General features: G+C 64.6%; 15 protein-coding genes and 1 pseudogene. 5 read left to right on the top strand and 11 right to left on the bottom strand.

Translation table 11 applies throughout. The annotated features are described in order from the left end of the window. Positions 1-156 precede the first annotated feature (156 nt). From J3A71_RS19160 to J3A71_RS19150, 3 genes and pseudogenes are all read left to right on the top strand, one after another. A complete protein-coding gene (locus J3A71_RS19160) occupies positions 157-1,410 on the top strand; it encodes a TolC family protein (RefSeq protein ID WP_070086467.1) in 1,254 nt (417 codons plus the stop codon). Then, positions 1,403-2,617, top strand: a pseudogene (locus tag J3A71_RS19155) (efflux RND transporter periplasmic adaptor subunit). The gene J3A71_RS19160 and the pseudogene J3A71_RS19155 overlap by 8 nt, the downstream one beginning before the upstream one ends. Before the next feature lie 16 nt (positions 2,618-2,633). Beyond that, positions 2,634-5,780, top strand: a complete 3,147-nt coding sequence (locus tag J3A71_RS19150; protein ID WP_096425885.1) for a CusA/CzcA family heavy metal efflux RND transporter — start codon at positions 2,634-2,636, stop codon at positions 5,778-5,780. A gap of 132 nt (positions 5,781-5,912) precedes the next feature. Here J3A71_RS19150 and J3A71_RS19145 read toward each other — a convergent pair whose 3' ends face one another. The 6 genes from J3A71_RS19145 to J3A71_RS19120 form a co-directional block, all read right to left on the bottom strand. Further along, the gene (locus J3A71_RS19145; protein WP_023048958.1) at positions 5,913-7,250 is read right to left on the bottom strand and encodes an MFS transporter; all 1,338 of its coding nucleotides are present in this window, start codon (positions 7,248-7,250) and stop codon (positions 5,913-5,915) included. A 198-nt stretch (positions 7,251-7,448) separates the two neighbouring features. Beyond that, positions 7,449-9,599 (bottom strand): TonB-dependent receptor, encoded by a 2,151-nt coding sequence (locus tag J3A71_RS19140; RefSeq protein WP_096425886.1) that lies wholly within the window; start codon positions 9,597-9,599, stop codon positions 7,449-7,451. Positions 9,600-9,667: 68 nt separating this feature from the next. Next, positions 9,668-10,078, bottom strand: a complete 411-nt coding sequence (locus J3A71_RS19135; RefSeq protein WP_016485982.1) for a DUF2946 family protein — start codon at positions 10,076-10,078, stop codon at positions 9,668-9,670. 169 nt (positions 10,079-10,247) lie between these two features. Then, positions 10,248-11,024 carry a ParA family protein gene (locus J3A71_RS19130; protein WP_095114830.1) on the bottom strand — a complete coding sequence of 259 codons (777 nt, stop codon included), beginning with the start codon at positions 11,022-11,024 and terminating at the stop codon, positions 10,248-10,250. 146 nt (positions 11,025-11,170) lie between these two features. Continuing rightward, positions 11,171-12,742: a sensor domain-containing diguanylate cyclase gene (locus J3A71_RS19125; RefSeq protein ID WP_016485984.1), complete on the bottom strand. Its 1,572-nt coding sequence runs from the start codon at positions 12,740-12,742 to the stop codon at positions 11,171-11,173. A gap of 64 nt (positions 12,743-12,806) precedes the next feature. Then, positions 12,807-13,286, bottom strand: a complete 480-nt coding sequence (locus J3A71_RS19120) for a hypothetical protein (RefSeq protein ID WP_016485985.1) — start codon at positions 13,284-13,286, stop codon at positions 12,807-12,809. A gap of 130 nt (positions 13,287-13,416) precedes the next feature. Between J3A71_RS19120 and J3A71_RS19115 the strand changes: the two genes are divergently transcribed. Further along, positions 13,417-13,914, top strand: coding sequence for a GNAT family N-acetyltransferase (locus J3A71_RS19115; RefSeq protein ID WP_024717700.1), 498 nt, complete (start codon positions 13,417-13,419; stop codon positions 13,912-13,914). Between the two features lie 131 nt (positions 13,915-14,045). Beyond that, positions 14,046-14,360, top strand: coding sequence for a hypothetical protein (locus J3A71_RS19110; protein ID WP_224372470.1), 315 nt, complete (start codon positions 14,046-14,048; stop codon positions 14,358-14,360). A gap of 47 nt (positions 14,361-14,407) precedes the next feature. Here J3A71_RS19110 and J3A71_RS19105 read toward each other — a convergent pair whose 3' ends face one another. From J3A71_RS19105 to J3A71_RS19085, 5 genes are read right to left on the bottom strand one after another with little or no spacing between them, the layout of a single operon-like run. Then, a complete protein-coding gene (locus J3A71_RS19105; RefSeq protein ID WP_096425887.1) occupies positions 14,408-15,745 on the bottom strand; it encodes an OprD family porin in 1,338 nt (445 codons plus the stop codon). Then, a complete protein-coding gene (locus J3A71_RS19100) occupies positions 15,742-16,176 on the bottom strand; it encodes a pseudoazurin (protein WP_023048895.1) in 435 nt (144 codons plus the stop codon). The genes J3A71_RS19105 and J3A71_RS19100 overlap by 4 nt, the downstream gene beginning before the upstream one ends. 17 nt (positions 16,177-16,193) lie before the next feature. Next, complete coding sequence (locus J3A71_RS19095) at positions 16,194-16,982, bottom strand: ABC transporter ATP-binding protein (protein ID WP_016485990.1); 789 nt, start codon at positions 16,980-16,982, stop codon at positions 16,194-16,196. Then, positions 16,979-17,995 carry an iron ABC transporter permease gene (locus J3A71_RS19090; protein WP_070086466.1) on the bottom strand — a complete coding sequence of 339 codons (1,017 nt, stop codon included), beginning with the start codon at positions 17,993-17,995 and terminating at the stop codon, positions 16,979-16,981. The genes J3A71_RS19095 and J3A71_RS19090 overlap by 4 nt, the downstream gene beginning before the upstream one ends. Continuing rightward, positions 17,995-19,005: an ABC transporter substrate-binding protein gene (locus tag J3A71_RS19085; protein WP_023048893.1), complete on the bottom strand. Its 1,011-nt coding sequence runs from the start codon at positions 19,003-19,005 to the stop codon at positions 17,995-17,997. Before J3A71_RS19085 ends, J3A71_RS19090 begins: the two co-directional genes overlap by 1 nt. Between the last annotated feature and the right edge of the window lie 22 nt (positions 19,006-19,027).

Below are 19,027 nucleotides of genomic sequence, written 5' to 3'. Positions count from 1 at the left end.
TGGGCGATTATCGAACTGTTGAGGTGTGCAGGCCCCCTCCTACGGGGGATTTGGCTTTCTGCGCCTGCATTACAAAATTGTAATTTTCCTGCCACCGCCCCGATAAGCACGGCTTCCTACAGTCCTTCGCCTAAACGCGTCGACGAGGATTTGTTCGTGCCCATCCCCCGCAAGACCGCTTTGCTCTGCCTGTTGCTGGCCAGTGTCACCAGTGCCCAGGCCAGTCAGAGCCTGAGCCTGCCCCAGGCGCTTGCCGCCGCCTTTGCTCAAAACCCAGAGCTGGCCGCAGCCGGCCGGGAAATCGGCATTGCCGACGGCGAGCGGCGCCAGGCCGGGTTGATCCCCAACCCAGAGCTCGCCTGGGAGGTCGAGGACACTCGCCGCGATACCAGCACCACCACCGTCACCCTCAGCCAGCCGTTGGAACTGGGCGGCAAGCGCGGCGCACGTATTGCTGTGGCTGGCACCGGCCAGGCCATTGCCCAGCTTGGCCTGGAGCGCCAGCGCAATGGCCTGCGTGCCGATGTGGTGCAGGCCTTCCACGCCGCATTGCGCGCGCAGACAGCACTGGAGCTGGCGCAGCAGTCGCAGGCATTGACCGAGCGCGGGCTGCGCGTGGTACAGGGGCGGGTGACCGCTGGCCAGTCATCCCCCGTGGAGGCCACCCGCGCCCAGGTGCAACTGGCCCAGGCCCAGGCTGAAGTACGACGCGCGCAGACCCAGCGCGGCGTGGCTTATCAGGCGCTGGCACGCCTGACCGGTAGCCCCTTGGCAAGCTTCGATCAGTTGCAGGCTGCCAACCTTTCGCCTGGCGTCGCGCCCAGCGCCGATGCCTTGCTCGACCGGGTCGAACACACCGCCGAATGGCGTCTGGCTGCTGCACAGGTCGAGCGCGGCGAAGCGTCCCTGGGGTCGGAAAAGGCTCAGCGTATTCCCAACCTCACTGTCAGCCTCGGTAGCCAGTACAGCCGCGAGGACCGCGAGCGGGTGAATGTAGTGGGCCTGTCCATGCCATTGCCGCTGTTCGACCGCAACCAGGGCAACGTGCTGGCGGCTGCACGCCGTGCCGACCAGGCGCGTGACCTGCGTAACGCCGTGGAACTGCGCCTGCGCAGTGAAACCCGCAGCGCAGTCAGCCAGTGGCACACGGCGATGCAGGAGGTGGACGCCTACGACCGCACCATCCTGCCTTCGGCGCAGCAGGCCGTGGACACCGCCACCCGTGGTTTCGAAATGGGCAAGTTCGCGTTCCTCGATGTACTCGACGCTCAGCGCACGCTGATCGAGGCCCGCGGGTTGTACCTCGAGGCGCTGGCTTCGGCGACCGACGCACGGGCGCAGGTCGAGCGGATTTATGGCGACCTCGATGACCTGAGCACCCCCTTGAACAGCAGGAGCAAGCATGACTAACCCACGCAAGATAGCCCTTCTGGTCGCCGCCATGGCCGCGCTCGGCCTGGGTGGCCTGGCCTGGACCGGCAACCTGGGCCAGGCGTCGAATGCCCAGGCCCGCCACGACGACCATGGCGAAGACAGCCACGGCCATGGTGCCGAGAAGGCCAATGAAGGCCATGCAGAGGAAGGGCACGGCGAAGAAGAGGGCCAATTGCACCTGTCCATCGCCCAGATCGAGGCGGCCGGTGTGCAGTTGGCTGCCGCCGGCCCTCGTGAGTTGGGTACCGCCTTCAGCTTCCCGGGGGAAATCCGCTTCGACGAGGACCGCACTGCCCACGTGGTGCCGCGTGTACCCGGTGTGGTCGAGGCGGTGCAAGCCGAACTGGGCCAGGCGGTCAAGCGCGGCCAGGTATTGGCGGTGATTGCCAGCCAGCAGATTTCTGACCTGCGCAGCGAGCAGCAGGCAGCCCAGCGCCGTCTGGAGCTGGCGCGCCTGACCTTCCAGCGCGAACAGCAGTTATGGCAGGAGCGTATCAGTGCCGAGCAAGATTACCTGCAAGCGCGGCAGGTGTTACAGGAGGCCGAAATCGCCTTGGCCAACGCCCGGCAAAAGGTCGCCGCAGTAGGCCCGGCGGGCGCTGGCAACCGCTATGAATTGCGCGCGCCATTCGATGCGGTGGTGGTGGAAAAGCATCTGAGCGTGGGCGAGGTGGTCGACGCGACCAGCAACGCCTTCACCTTGTCTGACCTGAGCCGGGTCTGGGCCACCTTCGCCGTGGCGCCGCGTGATCTGGACAAGGTGGTGACCGGCCGCAATGTCACGGTCAGCGCACCAGACCTGGGCGCCCAGGTTGAGGGCAAGGTCAACTATGTCGGCAGCCTGCTCGGCGAGCAGAACCGCGCCGCCACGGTCCGCGCCACCCTGGCAAACCCCAACGGCGCATGGCGCCCCGGGCTGTTCGTCAATATCGCGGTCAGCGTCGAGCGCTTCAATGCCGCCGTGGTGGTGCCGGAAAGCGCCCTGCAAACCTGGGAAGAATAGACCGTTGTGTTTGCCCGCACCGAGGAAGGCTTCGAGGCCCGCCCGGTAAAGGCCGGCCGCCGCGACGCCGGCCAGGTGGAAATTATCAGCGGCCTGGCCGCCGGCACCCAGGTAGCCACCGCCGGCAGCTTTGTCCTCAAGTCGGAACTGGGCAAGGGCTCGGCCGAGCACAGCCATTGATCACGGGGACACCTGCATGTTCGAACGCCTGATCCAATTTGCCATCGAGCAGCGCCTGGTGGTGATGCTGGCCGTGGTCCTGATGGCCGCGGTGGGTATCCACAGCTACCAGAAACTGCCGATCGACGCTGTACCGGACATTACCAACGTCCAGGTACAGATCAATACCGCTGCACCCGGTTACTCGCCGCTGGAGACCGAGCAGCGCATCACCTTCTCCATCGAGACCGCCATGGCCGGCCTGCCTGGGTTGAAGCAAACCCGCTCGCTGTCGCGTTCGGGCCTGTCGCAGGTCACGGTGATTTTCGATGATGGCACCGACCTGTTCTTCGCCCGTCAGCTGGTCAACGAGCGCCTGCAAGTGGCCCGCGAGCAACTGCCCGAAGGGATAGAAGCGGGCATGGGGCCGATTTCCACCGGGTTGGGTGAAATCTTCCTGTGGACCGTGGAGGCCGAACAGGGCGCTCTCAAAGAGGATGGCACCCCGTACACCCCGACAGACCTGCGGGTGATCCAGGACTGGATCATCAAGCCGCAGCTGCGCAATGTGCCGGGGGTGGCCGAGGTAAACAGTATCGGCGGCCATGCCAAGCAGTACCTGATTGCACCGGAGCCCAAGCGGCTGGCAGCCTACAAGCTCACCCTCAACGACCTGATCGCGGCCTTGGAGCGCAACAATGCCAACGTTGGCGCCGGTTACATCGAGCGCAATGGCGAGCAGTTGCTGATCCGGGCACCGGGCCAGGTGGCCTCGGCCGAAGACATCGCCAACATCGTCATCGCCAGCGTCGATGGCACGCCGATCCGCGTCAGCCATGTTGCCGAGGTTGGCCTGGGCCTAGAACTGCGCTCGGGTGCAGCCACCGAAAACGGCCGGGAAGTGGTGCTGGGTACGGTGTTCATGCTGATTGGAGAGAACAGCCGCACGGTATCCCAGGCCGTTGCCGCCAAACTGGTCGAGATCAACCGCAACCTGCCCAAGGGTGTGGTGGCAGTGACCGTGTACGACCGCACAAACCTGGTGGAAAAAGCCATCGCCACGGTGAAGAAGAACCTGGTCGAAGGCGCCATTCTGGTCATCGCTGTGCTGTTCCTGTTCCTGGGCAACATCCGCGCCGCACTGATCACCGCCATGGTCATTCCGCTGTCGATGCTGTTCACCTTCACTGGCATGTTCAGCAACAAGGTCAGCGCCAACCTGATGAGCCTGGGAGCACTGGACTTCGGCATCATCGTCGACGGCGCAGTCGTGATCGTGGAAAACGCCATCCGCCGCCTGGCCCATGCCCAGCAACGCCATGGCCGCATGCTGACGCGCAGCGAGCGCTTCCATGAAGTGTTCGCTGCCGCCCGCGAGGCGCGCCGGCCACTGATCTACGGGCAGTTGATCATCATGGTGGTGTACCTGCCGATCTTTGCCCTGACCGGGGTCGAGGGCAAGATGTTCCACCCCATGGCCTTTACCGTGGTCATGGCCCTGCTCAGCGCCATGATCCTGTCGGTCACGTTCGTGCCGGCAGCCATCGCCCTGTTCGTCACCGGCAAGGTCAAGGAAGAGGAAGGCCTGGTGATGCGCACGGCGCGTCAGCGCTATGCCCCGGTGCTGGCCTGGGTGCTGGGGCGACGCAAGTTGGCGTTTGCCGTCGCGGCCACTCTGGTGGTGCTGTCCGGGGTCATGGCCAGCCGCATGGGCAGCGAGTTCATCCCCAGCCTCAGCGAGGGCGACTTTGCCTTGCAGGCCCTGCGTGTGCCGGGCACCAGCCTGTCGCAGTCGGTAGACATGCAGCAGCGCCTGGAGCAGGCGATCATCGCCCAGGTGCCGGAAGTGGAGCGGGTGTTCGCCCGTACCGGTACCGCCGAGATCGCCTCCGACCCGATGCCACCGAACATCTCCGACGCCTATGTGATGTTGCGCCCGCGCGAGCAGTGGGTAGACCCTGGCAAGCCGCGTGACGAACTGATCGCCGAGGTACAACGTGCTGCCGCCAGCGTACCGGGCAGCAACTACGAGCTGTCGCAGCCGATCCAGTTGCGTTTCAACGAGCTGATTTCCGGGGTGCGCAGCGATGTGGCGGTGAAGTTGTTCGGTGATGACATGGATGTGCTCAACCGCACCGCCACACAGATCGCCAGCAGCCTGCAGGGGGTAGCGGGTGCGTCCGAGGTCAAGGTCGAGCAGACCACCGGCCTGCCGGTGCTGACCATCGACATCGACCGCGACAAGGCGGCCCGCCATGGCCTGAACGTGGGTGACGTGCAGGACGCCATCGCAATTGCTGTGGGTGGCCGCACGGCAGGCACGCTGTATGAAGGCGACCGGCGCTTCGACATGGTGGTGCGCCTGCCCGAAACCTTGCGCACCGATGTGGACGGGCTGTCCAGCCTGCTGATTCCGGTACCGGCCAGTGCCGCTGCGGGCGCTGCGCAAATCGGCTTCATCCCGCTGTCCCAAGTGGCCAGTTTGAACCTGCAACTGGGGCCTAACCAGGTCAGCCGCGAGGATGGCAAGCGGGTGGTGGTGGTCAGTGCCAACGTACGTGGGCGTGACCTGGGCTCGTTTGTGGCGGATGCCGAACAGGCCCTGATCCGGCAGGTGCAGATTCCGCCGGGTTACTGGACGCGCTGGGGGGGCCAGTTCGAACAGTTGCAATCGGCAACCGAGCGCCTGCAGGTGGTGGTGCCGGTGGCTTTGCTACTGGTCATGGCGCTGCTGCTGATGATGTTCAACAACCTCAGGGATGGCTTGCTGGTGTTCACCGGCATTCCGTTTGCCCTGACCGGCGGGGTGCTGGCGCTGTGGTTGCGGGACATCCCGTTGTCCATTTCAGCTGGCGTAGGGTTCATTGCCTTGTCGGGAGTGGCGGTGCTCAACGGGCTGGTGATGATCGCCTTTATCCGTGCCCTGCGCGAAGAGGGGCGGCCATTGCGGGCGGCGGTTGAAGAGGGCGCGTTGACGCGGTTGCGCCCGGTGCTGATGACCGCGCTGGTGGCTTCGCTGGGGTTCATTCCGATGGCCCTGGCTACGGGGACCGGGGCTGAGGTGCAGCGGCCGTTGGCGACGGTGGTGATTGGCGGGATCCTGTCTTCTACTGCACTGACATTGCTGGTGCTGCCGGCTTTGTATCAGTGGGCGTATCGGCGCGAAGAGCAGCAGGAGGGGTGAGATTCTGGGGCCGCTTTGCGGCCCATCGCGGCACAAGGCCGCTCCTACAGGGACCGCGTCATCTTCCGGCTGACACGGTCCCTGTAGGAGCGGCCTTGTGCCGCGATGGGCTGCAAAGCAGCCCCAATAATCTCAGACGGTACGACGGACTCCAGGCCGTACAGCATCCGATCCCACCTCATCATGCAATGAAATCCGCGAAGTCTCCGGCAACGCCAACCCCCCCACCAACGCTACCAGCGCAATCACCACCAGGTAAAACGCTGGTGCCAGGCTGCTGCCGGTCTGCCCGATCAGCCAGGTCGCCACCAGCGGCGCGGTGCCGCCAAACAGGGTATAGGCCACGTTGTAGGTAATCGCCGAAGCGGTATAGCGGGTGCGGGTGGGGAAGCTCTCCGACAGCAATGCTGCGGTCACCACACCACTGCACAAGGCCCCCACCGCCAGCAGGATCACCCCCAGCAGCGCACCGGACATCGAGCCCGAACTGGCCAGCCAGTACGCCGGGAACACGCACAGCATCACCCACAGGCAGGTAAAGCCAATGGTCTTGCGCCGCCCCACGCGGTCCGAGAACGCCCCGGCCAGCGGGCAGCCGACGGCGGCGAACAGCAGCGCCACGGTGGTCACCAGCAGTGACTGCGCGCGGGTCAGGTTGCCCACCAGTTGCAGGTACGTGGCGAAGTAGGTGGTGAACATATAGAACGACAGGGCAGTCAGCGAGATGAAGGCCCCCAGGTTGCGAATGACCCGGCCATGGTGACGCAGGGTGTCTTTGAGCGGTGAATGCTCATGTTCCTTGCCCTGGGCGACGGCTTCGCGGAATGCCGGGGTTTCTTCCATACGCCAGCGCAGGTACAGGCCGACCAGCCCCAGCGGTGCGGCAACCAGGAAGGGAACGCGCCAGCCCCAGGCACCCATCGCTTCGGCCGACAGGCTGGCTTCCAGCCCATAGGCGATCACGGCGGCGCAGGCGAAGGCGGAAAAAGTCGAGACCGGCACGAAGCTGCCGTAGAAGGCACGCCTGTCATTGGGTGCATGCTCCATCAAGTAGGCGCAGGCCCCCGCGTATTCGCCACCGGCAGAAAAGCCCTGCAGGCAGCGCGCCAGGGTAAGCAGCACTGGGGCTGCCAGACCGATGCTGGCGTAGGTCGGCAGCAGGCCGATCAGGGTGGTTGAGCCTGCCATCAAGAGGATGGTCAGCGACAGGATGCGCTTGCGTCCCAGGCGGTCGCCCAGCGCGCCAAACACGATCCCGCCCAGCGGGCGAAGGGCAAAGGCCACGGCAAACACCGCGAACGTCTTGAGCAACGCCGCGCTGGGGTCTTCACTGGCAAAGAACTGGCTGGCGATCAGGGTGGCGAGAAAGCCATACACGGCGAAGTCGAACCATTCGACGAAATTGCCGATGGCCGAGGCGGCGATCACCCTGCGCAGGGTGGCGGGGGATACCTCATGAGGTGCGGACATGCGGGTGCTCTCCGGTTCCATTGGCAGCCATGATGAAAAGTGGCGCGGTCGGGCCGCGCCATCATTATTGTGCTTGCCAGTAGATAACCGGGCGCTGGACGATGCTTTGTCGAGTGCGACCTCGGGATACCTGATTTAACCGCCATTGCGGTTAACAGCCAACCTGCCAGAGCAATGAATACGGCAACCTGGCTTGCGTCAGAAGCGCATGTCCAGCGCCAGCTCGAAGGTGCGTGGCGGCCCCATGTAGTACTGGCTGTTATAGGCCTGCTTGGCATACACCTCATCGGTGAGGTTGCGCACCCGCCCGGTCAGCGTGGTGTGTTCATCCAGCCGGTAGCGGGCGAAAGCGCCGAACAGGGTGTAGGCCGGGGCCTTCAGGCTGTTGGCGTTGTCGGCATACACCGAGCCCACGTAGCGCCCATCGGCGCCCACCGACCATGCCGGCGACAGGCTGTAGGTCAGCCACAGGTTGGCGACATTGGCCGGCACGTTGGTCGGCGCATTGCCCTTGCGTGAAACCGATTTGCCGTTGACTGCCTCGTTGAACTCATCGTACCGCGCATCGACATAGGCATAGTTGGCCTCAGCCAGCAGTTTCGGCGTTACCTGCAGGCGCCCGGACAGTTCGACACCACGTGAGGTCTGCTGCCCGGCCTGGACCGTGAGGTTTGCGTCGTTCGAATCGCGCACGGCAAAGTCCTTGCGCACGATCTGGTACAGCGCCAGCGTGGCCGCACCGCGACCATCGAGGAAGTCGAACTTGCTGCCCACTTCCCACTGCTCGCCCTTGGACAGGTCGAACAGCCCGACGTTGGAATAGGTCGCTGCCGCCAGCGAGCCGGCGGGCAGGTCGGCGGAGGTGCTGTACTGCGCATACAGGCTGGCCGAAGGCGTCAGCGCATAGGTCAGGCCGATGCGCCCGGACAGCGGTTCCCAGCGGCGTTCGAAATAGGCCGGCGAGGTGGGAGAGACTGCGCCGTAGTTGGTGACCTCCATGTCCAGGTAGTCGTAGCGCAGGGCGGTCAGCAGGGCCAGGCGCTCGGTCAGCTGCAAGCGGTTTTCGGCAAACACGGCGCGGTTGATGACCTCGTGGTGACGTTGCTTGGTCAGGCCGGCATTCACCCCGGGGATGTCATCGAAGCTGCCGGGGTTGAAGTGGTCGGCATCGACCACGTCACTCCAGCTGCCGGAGGTGGGGTAGAGGGTCTGGCGCATGCGCGAGTACTCCAGCCCCAGCGACCACTGGCTGGTCAGGCCCAGCAGCTGGTTGTCATGGCGCAGTTCGATGCGGTCGCCCAGCAGGTTCTGGTCGTGGCGCTGCAGGTAGGGGCTGCTGCGCTGCACCTTGCCATCGCGGGTGTAGGCGTAGCGTTCGAGGTTGCGGTAATCGCGCTGGGCATTGTAGTGGTACAGCGTGTTCTGCACGCTGGTGCTGTCGCTGATCTGGTAGTCGAGGATCGAACGCAGCCAGCGCACCCGCTGCTCATAGCGGCCGTCAGCGACGTTGTAGTTTTCGAAGCGGCGGCTGTTGTCGATCTTCATCGTGCTGCGCCCGGGCAGAATCGGTGAGCCCCAGTAGGGGCTTTGTTCGCGGTCTTCCTGGTACTCGACCGCCAGGGTGTGCGTGAGGTTGGGGGCCAGGTCGCTGAGCAGCGAAAAGGCCAGGCTGTCGGTATCCCGTTCGTTGCGGTCGACGTAGCCGTTGCCATGCCCGCGGCTGAAGTCCAGGCGCATGAAATGGCGGGCATCGGCGGGGTTGCTGGCCAGCGCCTGGTTGATACCGAACGCCACCTCGCTGTCGTCGAAACTGCCATAGCGGATACGCCCATCGATTGTCTGTTGGTCGCGGCTGGCGAGCTTGGTGATGTAGTTGATCGAGCCGCCCACCGCACCCGCGCCGTGCAGGAACGAAGACGGCCCACCAATCAGCTCGACACGGTCGAGAACCCAGGCGTCCACTGGGCGGGTGGCGCTGCTGTAGCCCAGGTTGATGCCGTTGTACAACTGGGTGACCTGGTTCTGGGTAAAGCCGCGGTAGGCAACGAAGCCGCCAAAGCCGGGGTTGGCCGAGGCGTTGACGCCGGTCATGGCGTTGACCACGTCCTGGCTGTCCTTGGCGCCGCGTTCTTCGATCAGGCGACGGTCCGAGACGCTGACCGAGGCGGGTGTTTCCCGCGCGGTCAGGCCTAGGCGCGAACCGGTACGGATCGGCTCGTCCAGTTGCACGCCGCTGGCGGCGTCGCGTTCGCCGTCAATGGTGGTGGCGCCGAGTTCCACAGGGGCTGTTTCAGCGCAGGCAAAGCTGCAGGTGCCCATGAGGAGCACCAGGGAGGTCTTGCGAAGCATGTTGGTATGTCTTCCACGCAAAGGTCATGGCTGACGGCGAGCGCACACGCAGGCGCGCCCGGCTGATGTCAGGCGAAATGAAGTACGGCTGCGGGGAAGGCGGCGGGGGAGGCACGTGGGTTGAGGGCGGGGCGTTGGTAGCGTGGCGGCGGTTGTGCCCAGCTGCGCACGACGATGGGCGAGGTGGCCACGGCTTGCGCCGGGGTGAATGACCAGCCGCCGCTGCTGAGCGGTACGGCCAGGCCAAACGAGGAGCATACCGGGCAGTCGAGCTGGGCCATGTGCTGGTCACCGCCGGCACCGTCCAGGTCAATGGCCACGCCGTGTTCGCTGTTGACCGAGCAGAAGCCGCCTTCCAGCCCGGCCAGGCGCAGGCCACCCATCTGGCCATGGTGCAGGCCGCACAGCAACAGGCTGAACAGGACGCTGGCATAGAGCGTCCAGGCAGTCAGCGTGCGAGTGTGCCGGGTGATTTTCATGGCGGCGAATCTACCATCCGGATGAACGGTCGGGTAGTGCTTTTACTGCAAGTTTTTGGGGCTGCGTTGCAGCCCTATCGCGACACAAGGCCGCTCCCACAGGCAACCGCGATCTCCTGTGGGAGCGGCCTTGTGTCGCGATAGGGACGCAGAGCGCCCCCAGGGTCTATCAGGCCGCCCGCTCCAGCACATCCAGCAAATCGACAAACTCCAGCGCCAGCTTGTGCCGTGGCGCCAGGTGCACCAACGGTACTGACGCCTGGTGCGATTCACGCATCTTGATCGAACTGCTCAGGTACACCGGCAGCACGGGCATGCCTTCGCTGCGCAACTGGTCGACCAGGGTCCGGTGCAGGGCGGTGCGCCCGGCGAACTGGTTGACCACCACACCTTCTACCTGCAACGCCGGGTTGTGGTCCTGGCGCAGTTCCTCGACCTCGGCCATGACACTGTGCAGGGCCTGGCGCGAGAAGCTGTCGCAGTCGAACGGGATCAGCAGGCGCTCTGCTGCCACCAGCGCACTGAAGGTGTAGAAATTGAGCGCTGGCGGGGTGTCGATGTAGATCCGCTCGTAGTCCTCGCTCAGTTCCACCAGCAGCTTGCGCAGCTTGTTGATCTTGAACTTGCTCTCCAGCTTGCTTTGCAGGTCGCTGAGATCGGGGCTTGCGGTGACCAGGTGCAGGTTGCTGTAACGGGTTTCGGTGATCGCCACCCGGTGCTTCTTGCCGGCGGCAGTGGCCGCTGACAGGGTCTGGCGAAAGAAGTCGGCGATGCCGGCAGGTATGGCGTCATTGACCAGGCCGGTGAGGTAATAGGTGGCATTGGCTTGCGGGTCGAGGTCGACCAGCAACGTTCGGTAACCCTCGGCAGCACTGGCAGCGGCGAGGTTGCAGGCGATGCTGGACTTGCCGACGCCACCTTTCTGATTGAAGACCACACGACGCATGAGACGCTCATCCATGAAGTGAAAATGTCAGGTTGGGGTCAATCCTATGACTGTAACGCGACAGTTTTATGACAAAGATTGTTACAGCTGCTGGTTTCAACTTCTCCTGTGCCGGGCTCTTCGCGGGTAAAGGTGTAACAGGAGGCTCAGGCCACACACATCCGATTGCGCCCGCTCTGCTTTGCCAGGTAGAGCGCCCGATCAGCCTTGCTCAATGCTTCCACAGGCTCGCTGCCCGCCTCGCCATCCCAGCGTGCCACCCCCAGCGAAACCGTCACCGCGCCCACCGGCGGCACGGGCGTATCCTGCACCGTCACCCGCAGCCGCTCGGCCACCACTGTCGCCACGTCCAGGCTGGCCCCCGGCAGCAGCATCAGGAATTCCTCGCCCCCGGTGCGGCACAGCAGGTCGCCCTCGCGGCAGCAGCGGCGCATCAACTCTGCCAGTCGGCGCAGCACCTGGTCGCCGACCTCATGCCCATGCTTGTCATTGACCTGTTTGAAATGGTCGATGTCCAGCACAATGGCGGCAAAGGCCCGGCCTTCGGCTTCCAGCAATGATAGGCTGAACTCCAGGCTGCGGCGGTTGCCCAGGCCGGTCAGCGGATCGGTCTGGGCGTCGCGGTTGAGCCGGCCGATGCGCTCCTGCAGCAGGTTCAGCCCGATCAACAGGGCACGCTTGAGCTCGGCCGCCTCGAAGTACCAGGCCCGCACGCGGTGCAAGCGCTCGGCGGTGCCTGCACGGTCCATCGAGCGGGCACCGGCAGCCAGTTGCCACAGCGGCCGGGCGATGGTCATGGCCAGCCACCACAGCAACAGGCAGCCCACCAGCGCCAGAGGCGCAGAAGTGCCCACCACGTTGAGGATCAGGTGGTTCAGTGGCGTCACCGTCTGCGCCAGCGGTTGCTGCGCCACTACCCCCCAGCCGGCGCTGGGTACGGTGGCGAACCCGGCGAGCATTTCCACGCCCAGGCTGTTGGTGATTTGCCGAGTACCGTTGTCCAGCGTCGCCAACTGGTCGATCAGGGCGTTGCCCTCTACCACCGTGCCTACCCGTTCGTGATTGGGGTGGTACAGCAGGCGACGGTTGCGGTCGACCACATACAGGTACGAACCGTCCTTGTAGAAGTGTTCGCCCAGCAGGCTGTTGAGGATGTTGCGTTCACGCAGGTACAGGCTGCCGCCGACATAGCCCAGGTAGCGACCGTCGCTGTCGAACATGGGGTGTGAAAGCGCCACCACCAGGTTATCGGCCGCCGAAAGGTAGGGTGTGGAAACCAGCGGGCGGCGTTCGTGCAGTGCTTCCTGAGCGCCGGGCGACTGGACAAGGGTGCCAATCAGGTGCCGCAGCGGGGCGGGGGATACGGCCCGCAGCACGCCGTTGGCATCGATGACGAAAGTGGAGTTGAAGGCCATGCTCTGGCCCAGTACACGGTCGGTTTCCCCCAGCAGCGCCGCGGCATCGCTTAGCTGCCGGCCTTGTACGCCGGCGCTGAACCTCAGCTGCTGCTGGGCGTTGCCGATGAATGTCTCGGTGATGCTGGCCAGCTTCATCGCATACACCCGGTTGGCTTCCAGGGCGTGGTCGATCAGCAGTTGGCGCTGCACCCGGTAGCTGGCGAAATAGCTGGCGCATAGCATGACCAGGGCGGTAAGGGCGCAGAGCACCAGAATGAGTGTGCGTAGATCCAGGCGCAATCCGTGCTTGGCGTGTGGCAATCCTGACCTCGATTGATTGAAAGTAGCGACGACCTTTCGCGCTAGGGGAAGTGGGGAACCGCGTTCAGGAACCAGCCCTGTCCAGCGCATTCAGCTCGTCTTCTACCTGCTGCATGCGTCGCTCGACCAGTGCCTGCACCTTGACGTCGCGGGCGGTCTCACGCATCAGGGCGGTGAGTTTTTCGCTCAGGCGCTTGCCCGCTTCGGTGTCTTCCAGCGCTCTGGCCTTGGCCGGGTCCTGGGTGGCAGCAACGATGGTGGCAAATTCGGCGTCGCTGAAGTTCTTTTCGCTGTACAGCCGGAACAGGTCCTGGCGCTGGTCCTCGACGGTCAGGTACTTGCGCAGTACACCCTGGATGGTGGCTTGCGACAGCTGCGGGTGAGTGCGGCCGAGCAGCGCGGCCATGCGCTCGATGTTATGGGTATAGGCCTCTTGCAGCGGCAACTGAGCGAGGATCTGGTCTTCACGAGAGGGTTTCTGGTCGCAGGCGGTGAGGGCGGCAGTCAGCAGCAGGGGCAACAGCAACGTCTGGAAGCGAGGCATGGCGTGGCCTGGTCGGGCAGTGAAGACGGCCGATTATACCGATGTCCGCCCGGCCACGACGAGCTTTGTGATTTACCTTGAACGGCACACTGGGGTAGAACCTTGCCCTCCCACCACTGCCAACAGCCCCATGCCGAACTGGACCCTGCAACCTGTGGCGCGCGTCGCCATTGCCGAAGTCGTGGCGTTTGTCGATAGCGCACGCCGCGAGTTGTTCCCGATGCTTGCAAAAGCGCCATTGCCGCACGACCTTGCGCATTTTGCCGAGACTTACCTGGACGGTGCGGGGTGCTTCCTTGAGGCGCGTGATGCCGGGCGGCTGGTTGCGGTGATCGGCTACGTGCCCTATGACCACCGCTTCCCTCAGCTTGATTATCACGCTGAGCGGGTGGTCGAGGTGGTGCGCCTGTTCGTGTTGCCGGCCTACCGCAGGCATGGCCTGGCTGCCGCGTTGTTCGGCGCGTTGCGCGAGCGGGCGGAGCAGGCAGGTATCGACTGCCTGTACCTGCATACGCATCCGTTTCTGCCGGGTGCGATTGCGTTCTGGGAGCGGCAAGGGTTTGCCGTGGTGAATGTGGAGCAAGACCCGGTCTGGCAGACCACGCACATGCACTTGCGATTGCCCTGATCTGTGGGAAAGTGCCTACAACGGCGCTTTGGGTGTGATCGACGCGTTCATATCCAGGCCGGTCCGGCTTGCTTACCTTCCCCTGTGCACGGCTTATTCACTGCACACGAGGGAGGCTCACGATGCCACACATGGCCCTGTACAAACTCAAACTGCTTGACGAATTCGAAGACCGCACTGGCCTGTGGACCTTCGGTGATTTCGAGAACAGGTTGATGGAACTGTGGCGTGGGGCGACGCGCCATGATGCCAAAGGTATTATCAACGCGGCGCACAACGAGCGGCGCTGGCCCAGGACGGTGAAGCGCTACTTGCTTACCCATTACCGGGCGTTTGGCAATGTCAGTTCGGAGCTGCAGCGCACGTTTGCCGAGGTGCTGGCCGCGATGAGTGAGCAGGAGCAAGCGCAGTGGGGGTTGCTGCCTGCGGGTAGCGCTGTTGCCTGATGGATCCTGGGGCCGCAAACCGCCGCCAGTCCAGGCAACCCGGTCTATCAGCCCCCCCCAGACAACGGCCACTCCACCGCCAAGCGTATCTGGTCGCCGTCCAGCTCCGCCTGCGCCGTGTTCCCCCGGTGCACGTTATGCCTCACCGAGAACGTCGTCCCCTTGGCCTTGCCACTTTGCACCACATACCTCGCCTCGAGGTCGCGTTCCCAATGCTTGCCACCCTTGCCATACCCCAGGTATGCATACCCGCCATTGGGGTCGACATGCGTGCCGTCGATATCGAACCCCCGCACATACAACGCCGTCAGGTTCAACCCCGGCACCCCATAGGCCCCCATGTTCAGGTCATAGCGTGCCTGCCAGGACTTCTCGTTCGGGGCGTTGAAGTCCGACATCTGCACGGCGTTGGCAATGAAGATTGCCCCTCGCGTCACGTAGTCGAACGGGGTGTTGCCGTCGACCTGTTGCCAGCCAAGGCTGAAACCGTGCGGCCCCTGGTTGTAGCGCGAGACCAGGCTCCAGGTGGTGTTGTCGATGCGCCCGGACAGCGCCTTGCCGGTGTCTGTGGTGCGGTACAGGTTGAGGTCCAGGCTGATGCTGCGTCGGTCATCCAGCGCGTGGCTGAGGGTGCTACCCAGGTAGTGCTGGTTCCAGCTGTCCTCGTAGCGCGAGGTGTACAGGCTGCCGCTGAAGGCTGCACCGGGGTTCCAGACCACGCCCGCCAAGTCAAAACTGTTGCCCTGCTTGCCGTTGGAGTAATTCACCACGAAGCCCTGGTCGTGGCTGGAGGCATTGCGGTCGGCGCTTTCGTTGAAGTGCCCGGCCACCAGCGTTAGCGTGTCGAAATCGTTGCTGGTGAGGAAGAACCCTGTGGCAGTTTCGGGCAGCAGGCGGCTGTCGGAAGAGCTGAACACCGGGGTTTTGACGCGTTGTTCGCCATAGGACAGCACAGTATTGGATACCCGCAACTTCAGCGCCGCGCCTGCGCGGCTGTATTCGTTTTTTGGATGCCCGTCGTTATCCATCCCCAGCAGGCGTGCTTTGCCCGCGCGCCCGCCGCCACTGTCGAGTTGTACGCCCAGATAGGCATGGGCATCGACGCCGACACCGATCAGGCCCTGAGTGAAGCCGGACTGAAATGTCCCCATCAAACCGTAGGCCCATTCCTCAGCCTTGCCATCACGTTCGCTGCGCGGTTTGTAGGCATTGCGCGCGGCACTGTTGCGCCCGCCGTGCCGGTAGTTGCGTTGGTCGAATACGCTGCGGTTGAGGATGCTCCAGCTGCTGTCTTCGACAAAACCGTTGCTTTGCGACTGAGCGGAGTCGGCCAGGGCAAAGGGCGACAACCCCAACAGTGGCAGCGCCAACAACAGCCGGTTCATCGCGCTGCCTCAAGCTTCTGCAACTGGGCTGCGAAGCGGGCTTGCGCCCGCGCAGGCAAGCTGGCTGGCAATTCGGTAGCCGGCGCGTCACCGACCTGAATCACCATCACCATGCCCATCGCCAGGTGCGGAATGCATTGGATGCCGTATACCCCCGGCACGCTGAAGGTCTGCTCGAACGGCTGGTTCAACTTGCTCTTGAAGGCCTCGGCCCCCGCCGGTAGCAGGCCGGTCACGCTGGCCGCATTGTGCCCGTTCTGGGTGGGCAGAAAGCGCACCGTGTCGCCGGGGGCAATGCGCAGGTGGTCCGGCTCGTACACCATGGCGCCCTCGCTGCCGCGGTTGAGCATTTTCACTTCATGCACCTCGGCCAGTGCGGCCGGGGCAAGCAGGGCGCTGGCAAGCAGCAGGGCGACAGGGCGCAACAGCATCAGTGGAACTTCCTGGTTCAGGGGGCGCGAAAACGCAGGATGCGCGCGCCATCGAAGGGATCGGTGAGGTAGCGGGCATGCACGCCAAAGGTGCACAGCAGGCGCTCGGGGGTGAGGACTTCGAACGGTTTGCCAAGGGCGACCAGGCGGCCCTTGTCCAGTACCGCGACGCGGTCGCAGGTGAGTGCCTGGTTGAGATCGTGCAAGGCCACCAGCGTGGTCACGGGCAGGGCTTGAACCTGTTGCAGCAGGCTTAGCTGGTGCTGAATGTCCAGGTGGTTGGTCGGCTCGTCCAGCAACAGTACCTGTGGCCGTTGTGCCAGGGCGCGGGCGATGTGCACGCGCTGGCGCTCGCCACCCGACAGCGACCCCCACAGGCGTGCGCGCAGGTGCAGGGCGTCGAGGTCAGCCAGGGCCTGTTCGACGATGGTACGGTCCTCTCGAGAGAAGGGTGCCAATGCCGACAGCCAAGGTGTGCGGCCCAAGGCAACGGCGTCGAACACACGGATTGCGTCGAGGGTGTCAGCTTGTTGCTCGACCAGTGCCAGGGCCTGCGCAACCCGGCGGCGGGGCAGTTGTGCCAGCGGTTCGCCCAGCAGTTGCACGTTGCCACTGGCCGGCTTGCGCAGCCCGGCCAGCAACTTGAGCAGTGAGGACTTGCCGGAGCCGTTGGGGCCTACGATGCCCAGGGTTTCACCTGCTACAACGCTCAGCTCGATATCGCGCAGCACGGCAGTGCCGGCCAATTGCAGCCCTAGGCCCTGGCAACTCAGCGGCGCAAGCTGTACAGCTGTCATGACCGTCATGAGTGCCCTCGGCGGCTGACCAGAATAAGCGCGAAGACGGGCGCCCCGATCAGTGCGGTGACCACGCCCACGGGAATCACCTGGCCCGTGATCAAGGTGCGTGAGAGGACGTCGGCGGCAATCAGGAACAGTGCACCGCCCAGTGCGCTGGCGGGCAACAGGCGGCTGTGGCCTGGGCCGAGCAGCAGGCGCAGGGCATGCGGAATCACCAGCCCGACAAAACCGATGGCGCCGACGATGGACACCATCACGGCCGTCACCAGCGCTGTGCAACTGATCAGCAGTAGCTGGGTGCGCCGCACCGGGATGCCCAGCGATGCAGCCGAATCGGCGCCGAAGGTGAAGGCATCCAGTGCGCGGCGGTGCCACAGGCACACTACCAGGCCAAACAGCGCCACCGGTACGGCCAGCCACACCGATGGCCAGCGCACGCCGCTGAGATTGCCCAACAGCCAGAACAGGATGCCGCGTGCCTGTTCGGCGGTGGCCGACTTGGTGATGAGAAAAGCGGTGAGAGCGGTGAACAGTTGCGAGCCGGCGATACCGGCGAGGATCACCTGCGCGTTGTTGCTGCCAGGGCCGGCGGCGCGGGCCAGTACCAGCACCAGGGCGAACGCAGCCAGCGCCCCCATGAAGGCGCCCCCGGACATGCTCAGCGTCAGGCTACCCAGGCCCAGCAGGCCGACCAGCACTGCACCGGTCGAGGCGCCGGCCGACAACCCCAGCAGGTACGGCTCGGCCAGCGGGTTGCGCAACAGCGCCTGCAGAACCACACCGCAGGTGGCCAGGCCGGCACCGCAGGCTGCCGCGACCAGGGTGCGGGTCAGGCGGTAGTTCCAGACGATGCCGGCGTCGATCGGGTCAACCGGGTAGCCGGCCTGCCACAGCTGGTTGGCCAGCACCTGGCCGACCACGCTGGGCGACAGGTTGGTCTCACCAATGGCGGTGCCGGCCAGCAAGGCGGTCAGCAGTGCCGCCAGGGCAACGGCGATACAAGGTAGCAGGCGGCTCATCACTGGGGTGCTTTACCGCTGGCAAAGGCGGCGGACAGCGTCTGCAGGCCACGGAACAGGCGGATGCCGGCCTGCATGGCGTCGGCGTCGAGGACGATGATGCGGTCGTGTTTCACCGCGTCCATGTTGCGGGTTACCGGGTCGTTGCGCAGAAACTCCAGCTTCTTCTGGTAGTCGTCGGCGGGGAAGCGGCGGCGGTCCATGCGGGCGATGATCAGCCAGGTGGGGTTGGCCTTGGCCAGGGTTTCCCAGCCTACGGTCGGCCACTCCTCGGTGGATTCGACCACGTTGCGAACGCCCAACGTGCGTAGCATGAAGTCCGCGACCCCTTGACGGCCCGCCACGTAAGGGTCGATGTCGAGGTCAGCGCTGGAGAACCAGAACAGTGCCGAGGTGGCAGACAGGTCCTTGCCGGCCAGTTGCGCCTTGGCGCTGTCCAGGCGGCCTTTCAGCTCGGCGTTCAACGCAGTGCCGCGGTCCTGCACATCGAAGATCTCGGCCAGCTGGCTGACGCTCTTGTAGATGCTGTTTACCTGAAACGCCTGCAGGCGGGTGCCGTCGGCGCCGACCAGGTTGTCTTTGCCTTCGCAGTCCGACGGCAGCAGGTAGGTGGGGATCTTCAGCTCATCGAACTGCTCGCGGGTGCCGACCACACCCTGGGCGCCGACCATCCATTCGAACTGCACGGTCACCAGCTGCGGGCGCTTGCCGACCACGGCCTCGAAGCTGGGGTCATTGTCGGCCAGGCGCGGCACCTTGTCGTTCTGCGCCTGGTACTCGGGCAGCACGTTGTTGAACCACAGCGAAGTGCCCGCCAGCTTGTCGCCAAGCCCGAGTGCGTAGAGTATCTCGGTGCCGGCCTGGCCGATGGTGACGGCGCGCTGCGGGGCCTGGGCGAAGGTCTGCGGTTTGCCGCAGTTCTCGACCGTGAGCGGGTAGTGGGTGGCGGCGGCCTGGGCCAGGCCAGTGAGGCCGAGGCCGGCGAGCAGGGTGGCAAAACGGGGCAGCATGCTGGGCGATCTCCTATCGGAC

The sequence above is a fragment of the Pseudomonas sp. PvP089 genome, from assembly GCF_017875165.1.
GTDB lineage: Bacteria > Pseudomonadota > Gammaproteobacteria > Pseudomonadales > Pseudomonadaceae > Aquipseudomonas > Aquipseudomonas fortuita.
Note: the sequence above shows the minus strand (reverse complement) of the source record. Positions and strands in the feature narration are given on the sequence as shown.

Bases quoted from the DNA above. Each gene is read 5' to 3' on its own strand.
- J3A71_RS19115 (WP_024717700.1), top strand. From the start codon at position 13,417: ATGCCGAACTGGACCCTGCAACCTGTGGCGCGCGTCGCCATTGCCGAA.
- J3A71_RS19090 (WP_070086466.1), bottom strand. From the start codon at position 17,995: ATGAGCCGCCTGCTACCTTGTATCGCCGTTGCCCTGGCGGCACTGCTG.
- J3A71_RS19085 (WP_023048893.1), bottom strand. From the start codon at position 19,005: ATGCTGCCCCGTTTTGCCACCCTGCTCGCCGGCCTCGGCCTCACTGGC.
- J3A71_RS19130 (WP_095114830.1), bottom strand. From the start codon at position 11,024: ATGCGTCGTGTGGTCTTCAATCAGAAAGGTGGCGTCGGCAAGTCCAGC.
- J3A71_RS19150 (WP_096425885.1), top strand. From the start codon at position 2,634: ATGTTCGAACGCCTGATCCAATTTGCCATCGAGCAGCGCCTGGTGGTG.
- J3A71_RS19105 (WP_096425887.1), bottom strand. From the start codon at position 15,745: ATGAACCGGCTGTTGTTGGCGCTGCCACTGTTGGGGTTGTCGCCCTTT.
- J3A71_RS19140 (WP_096425886.1), bottom strand. From the start codon at position 9,599: ATGCTTCGCAAGACCTCCCTGGTGCTCCTCATGGGCACCTGCAGCTTT.
- J3A71_RS19095 (WP_016485990.1), bottom strand. From the start codon at position 16,982: ATGACGGTCATGACAGCTGTACAGCTTGCGCCGCTGAGTTGCCAGGGC.
- J3A71_RS19145 (WP_023048958.1), bottom strand. From the start codon at position 7,250: ATGTCCGCACCTCATGAGGTATCCCCCGCCACCCTGCGCAGGGTGATC.
- J3A71_RS19135 (WP_016485982.1), bottom strand. From the start codon at position 10,078: ATGAAAATCACCCGGCACACTCGCACGCTGACTGCCTGGACGCTCTAT.
- J3A71_RS19120 (WP_016485985.1), bottom strand. From the start codon at position 13,286: ATGCCTCGCTTCCAGACGTTGCTGTTGCCCCTGCTGCTGACTGCCGCC.
- J3A71_RS19100 (WP_023048895.1), bottom strand. From the start codon at position 16,176: ATGCTGTTGCGCCCTGTCGCCCTGCTGCTTGCCAGCGCCCTGCTTGCC.
- J3A71_RS19110 (WP_224372470.1), top strand. From the start codon at position 14,046: ATGGCCCTGTACAAACTCAAACTGCTTGACGAATTCGAAGACCGCACT.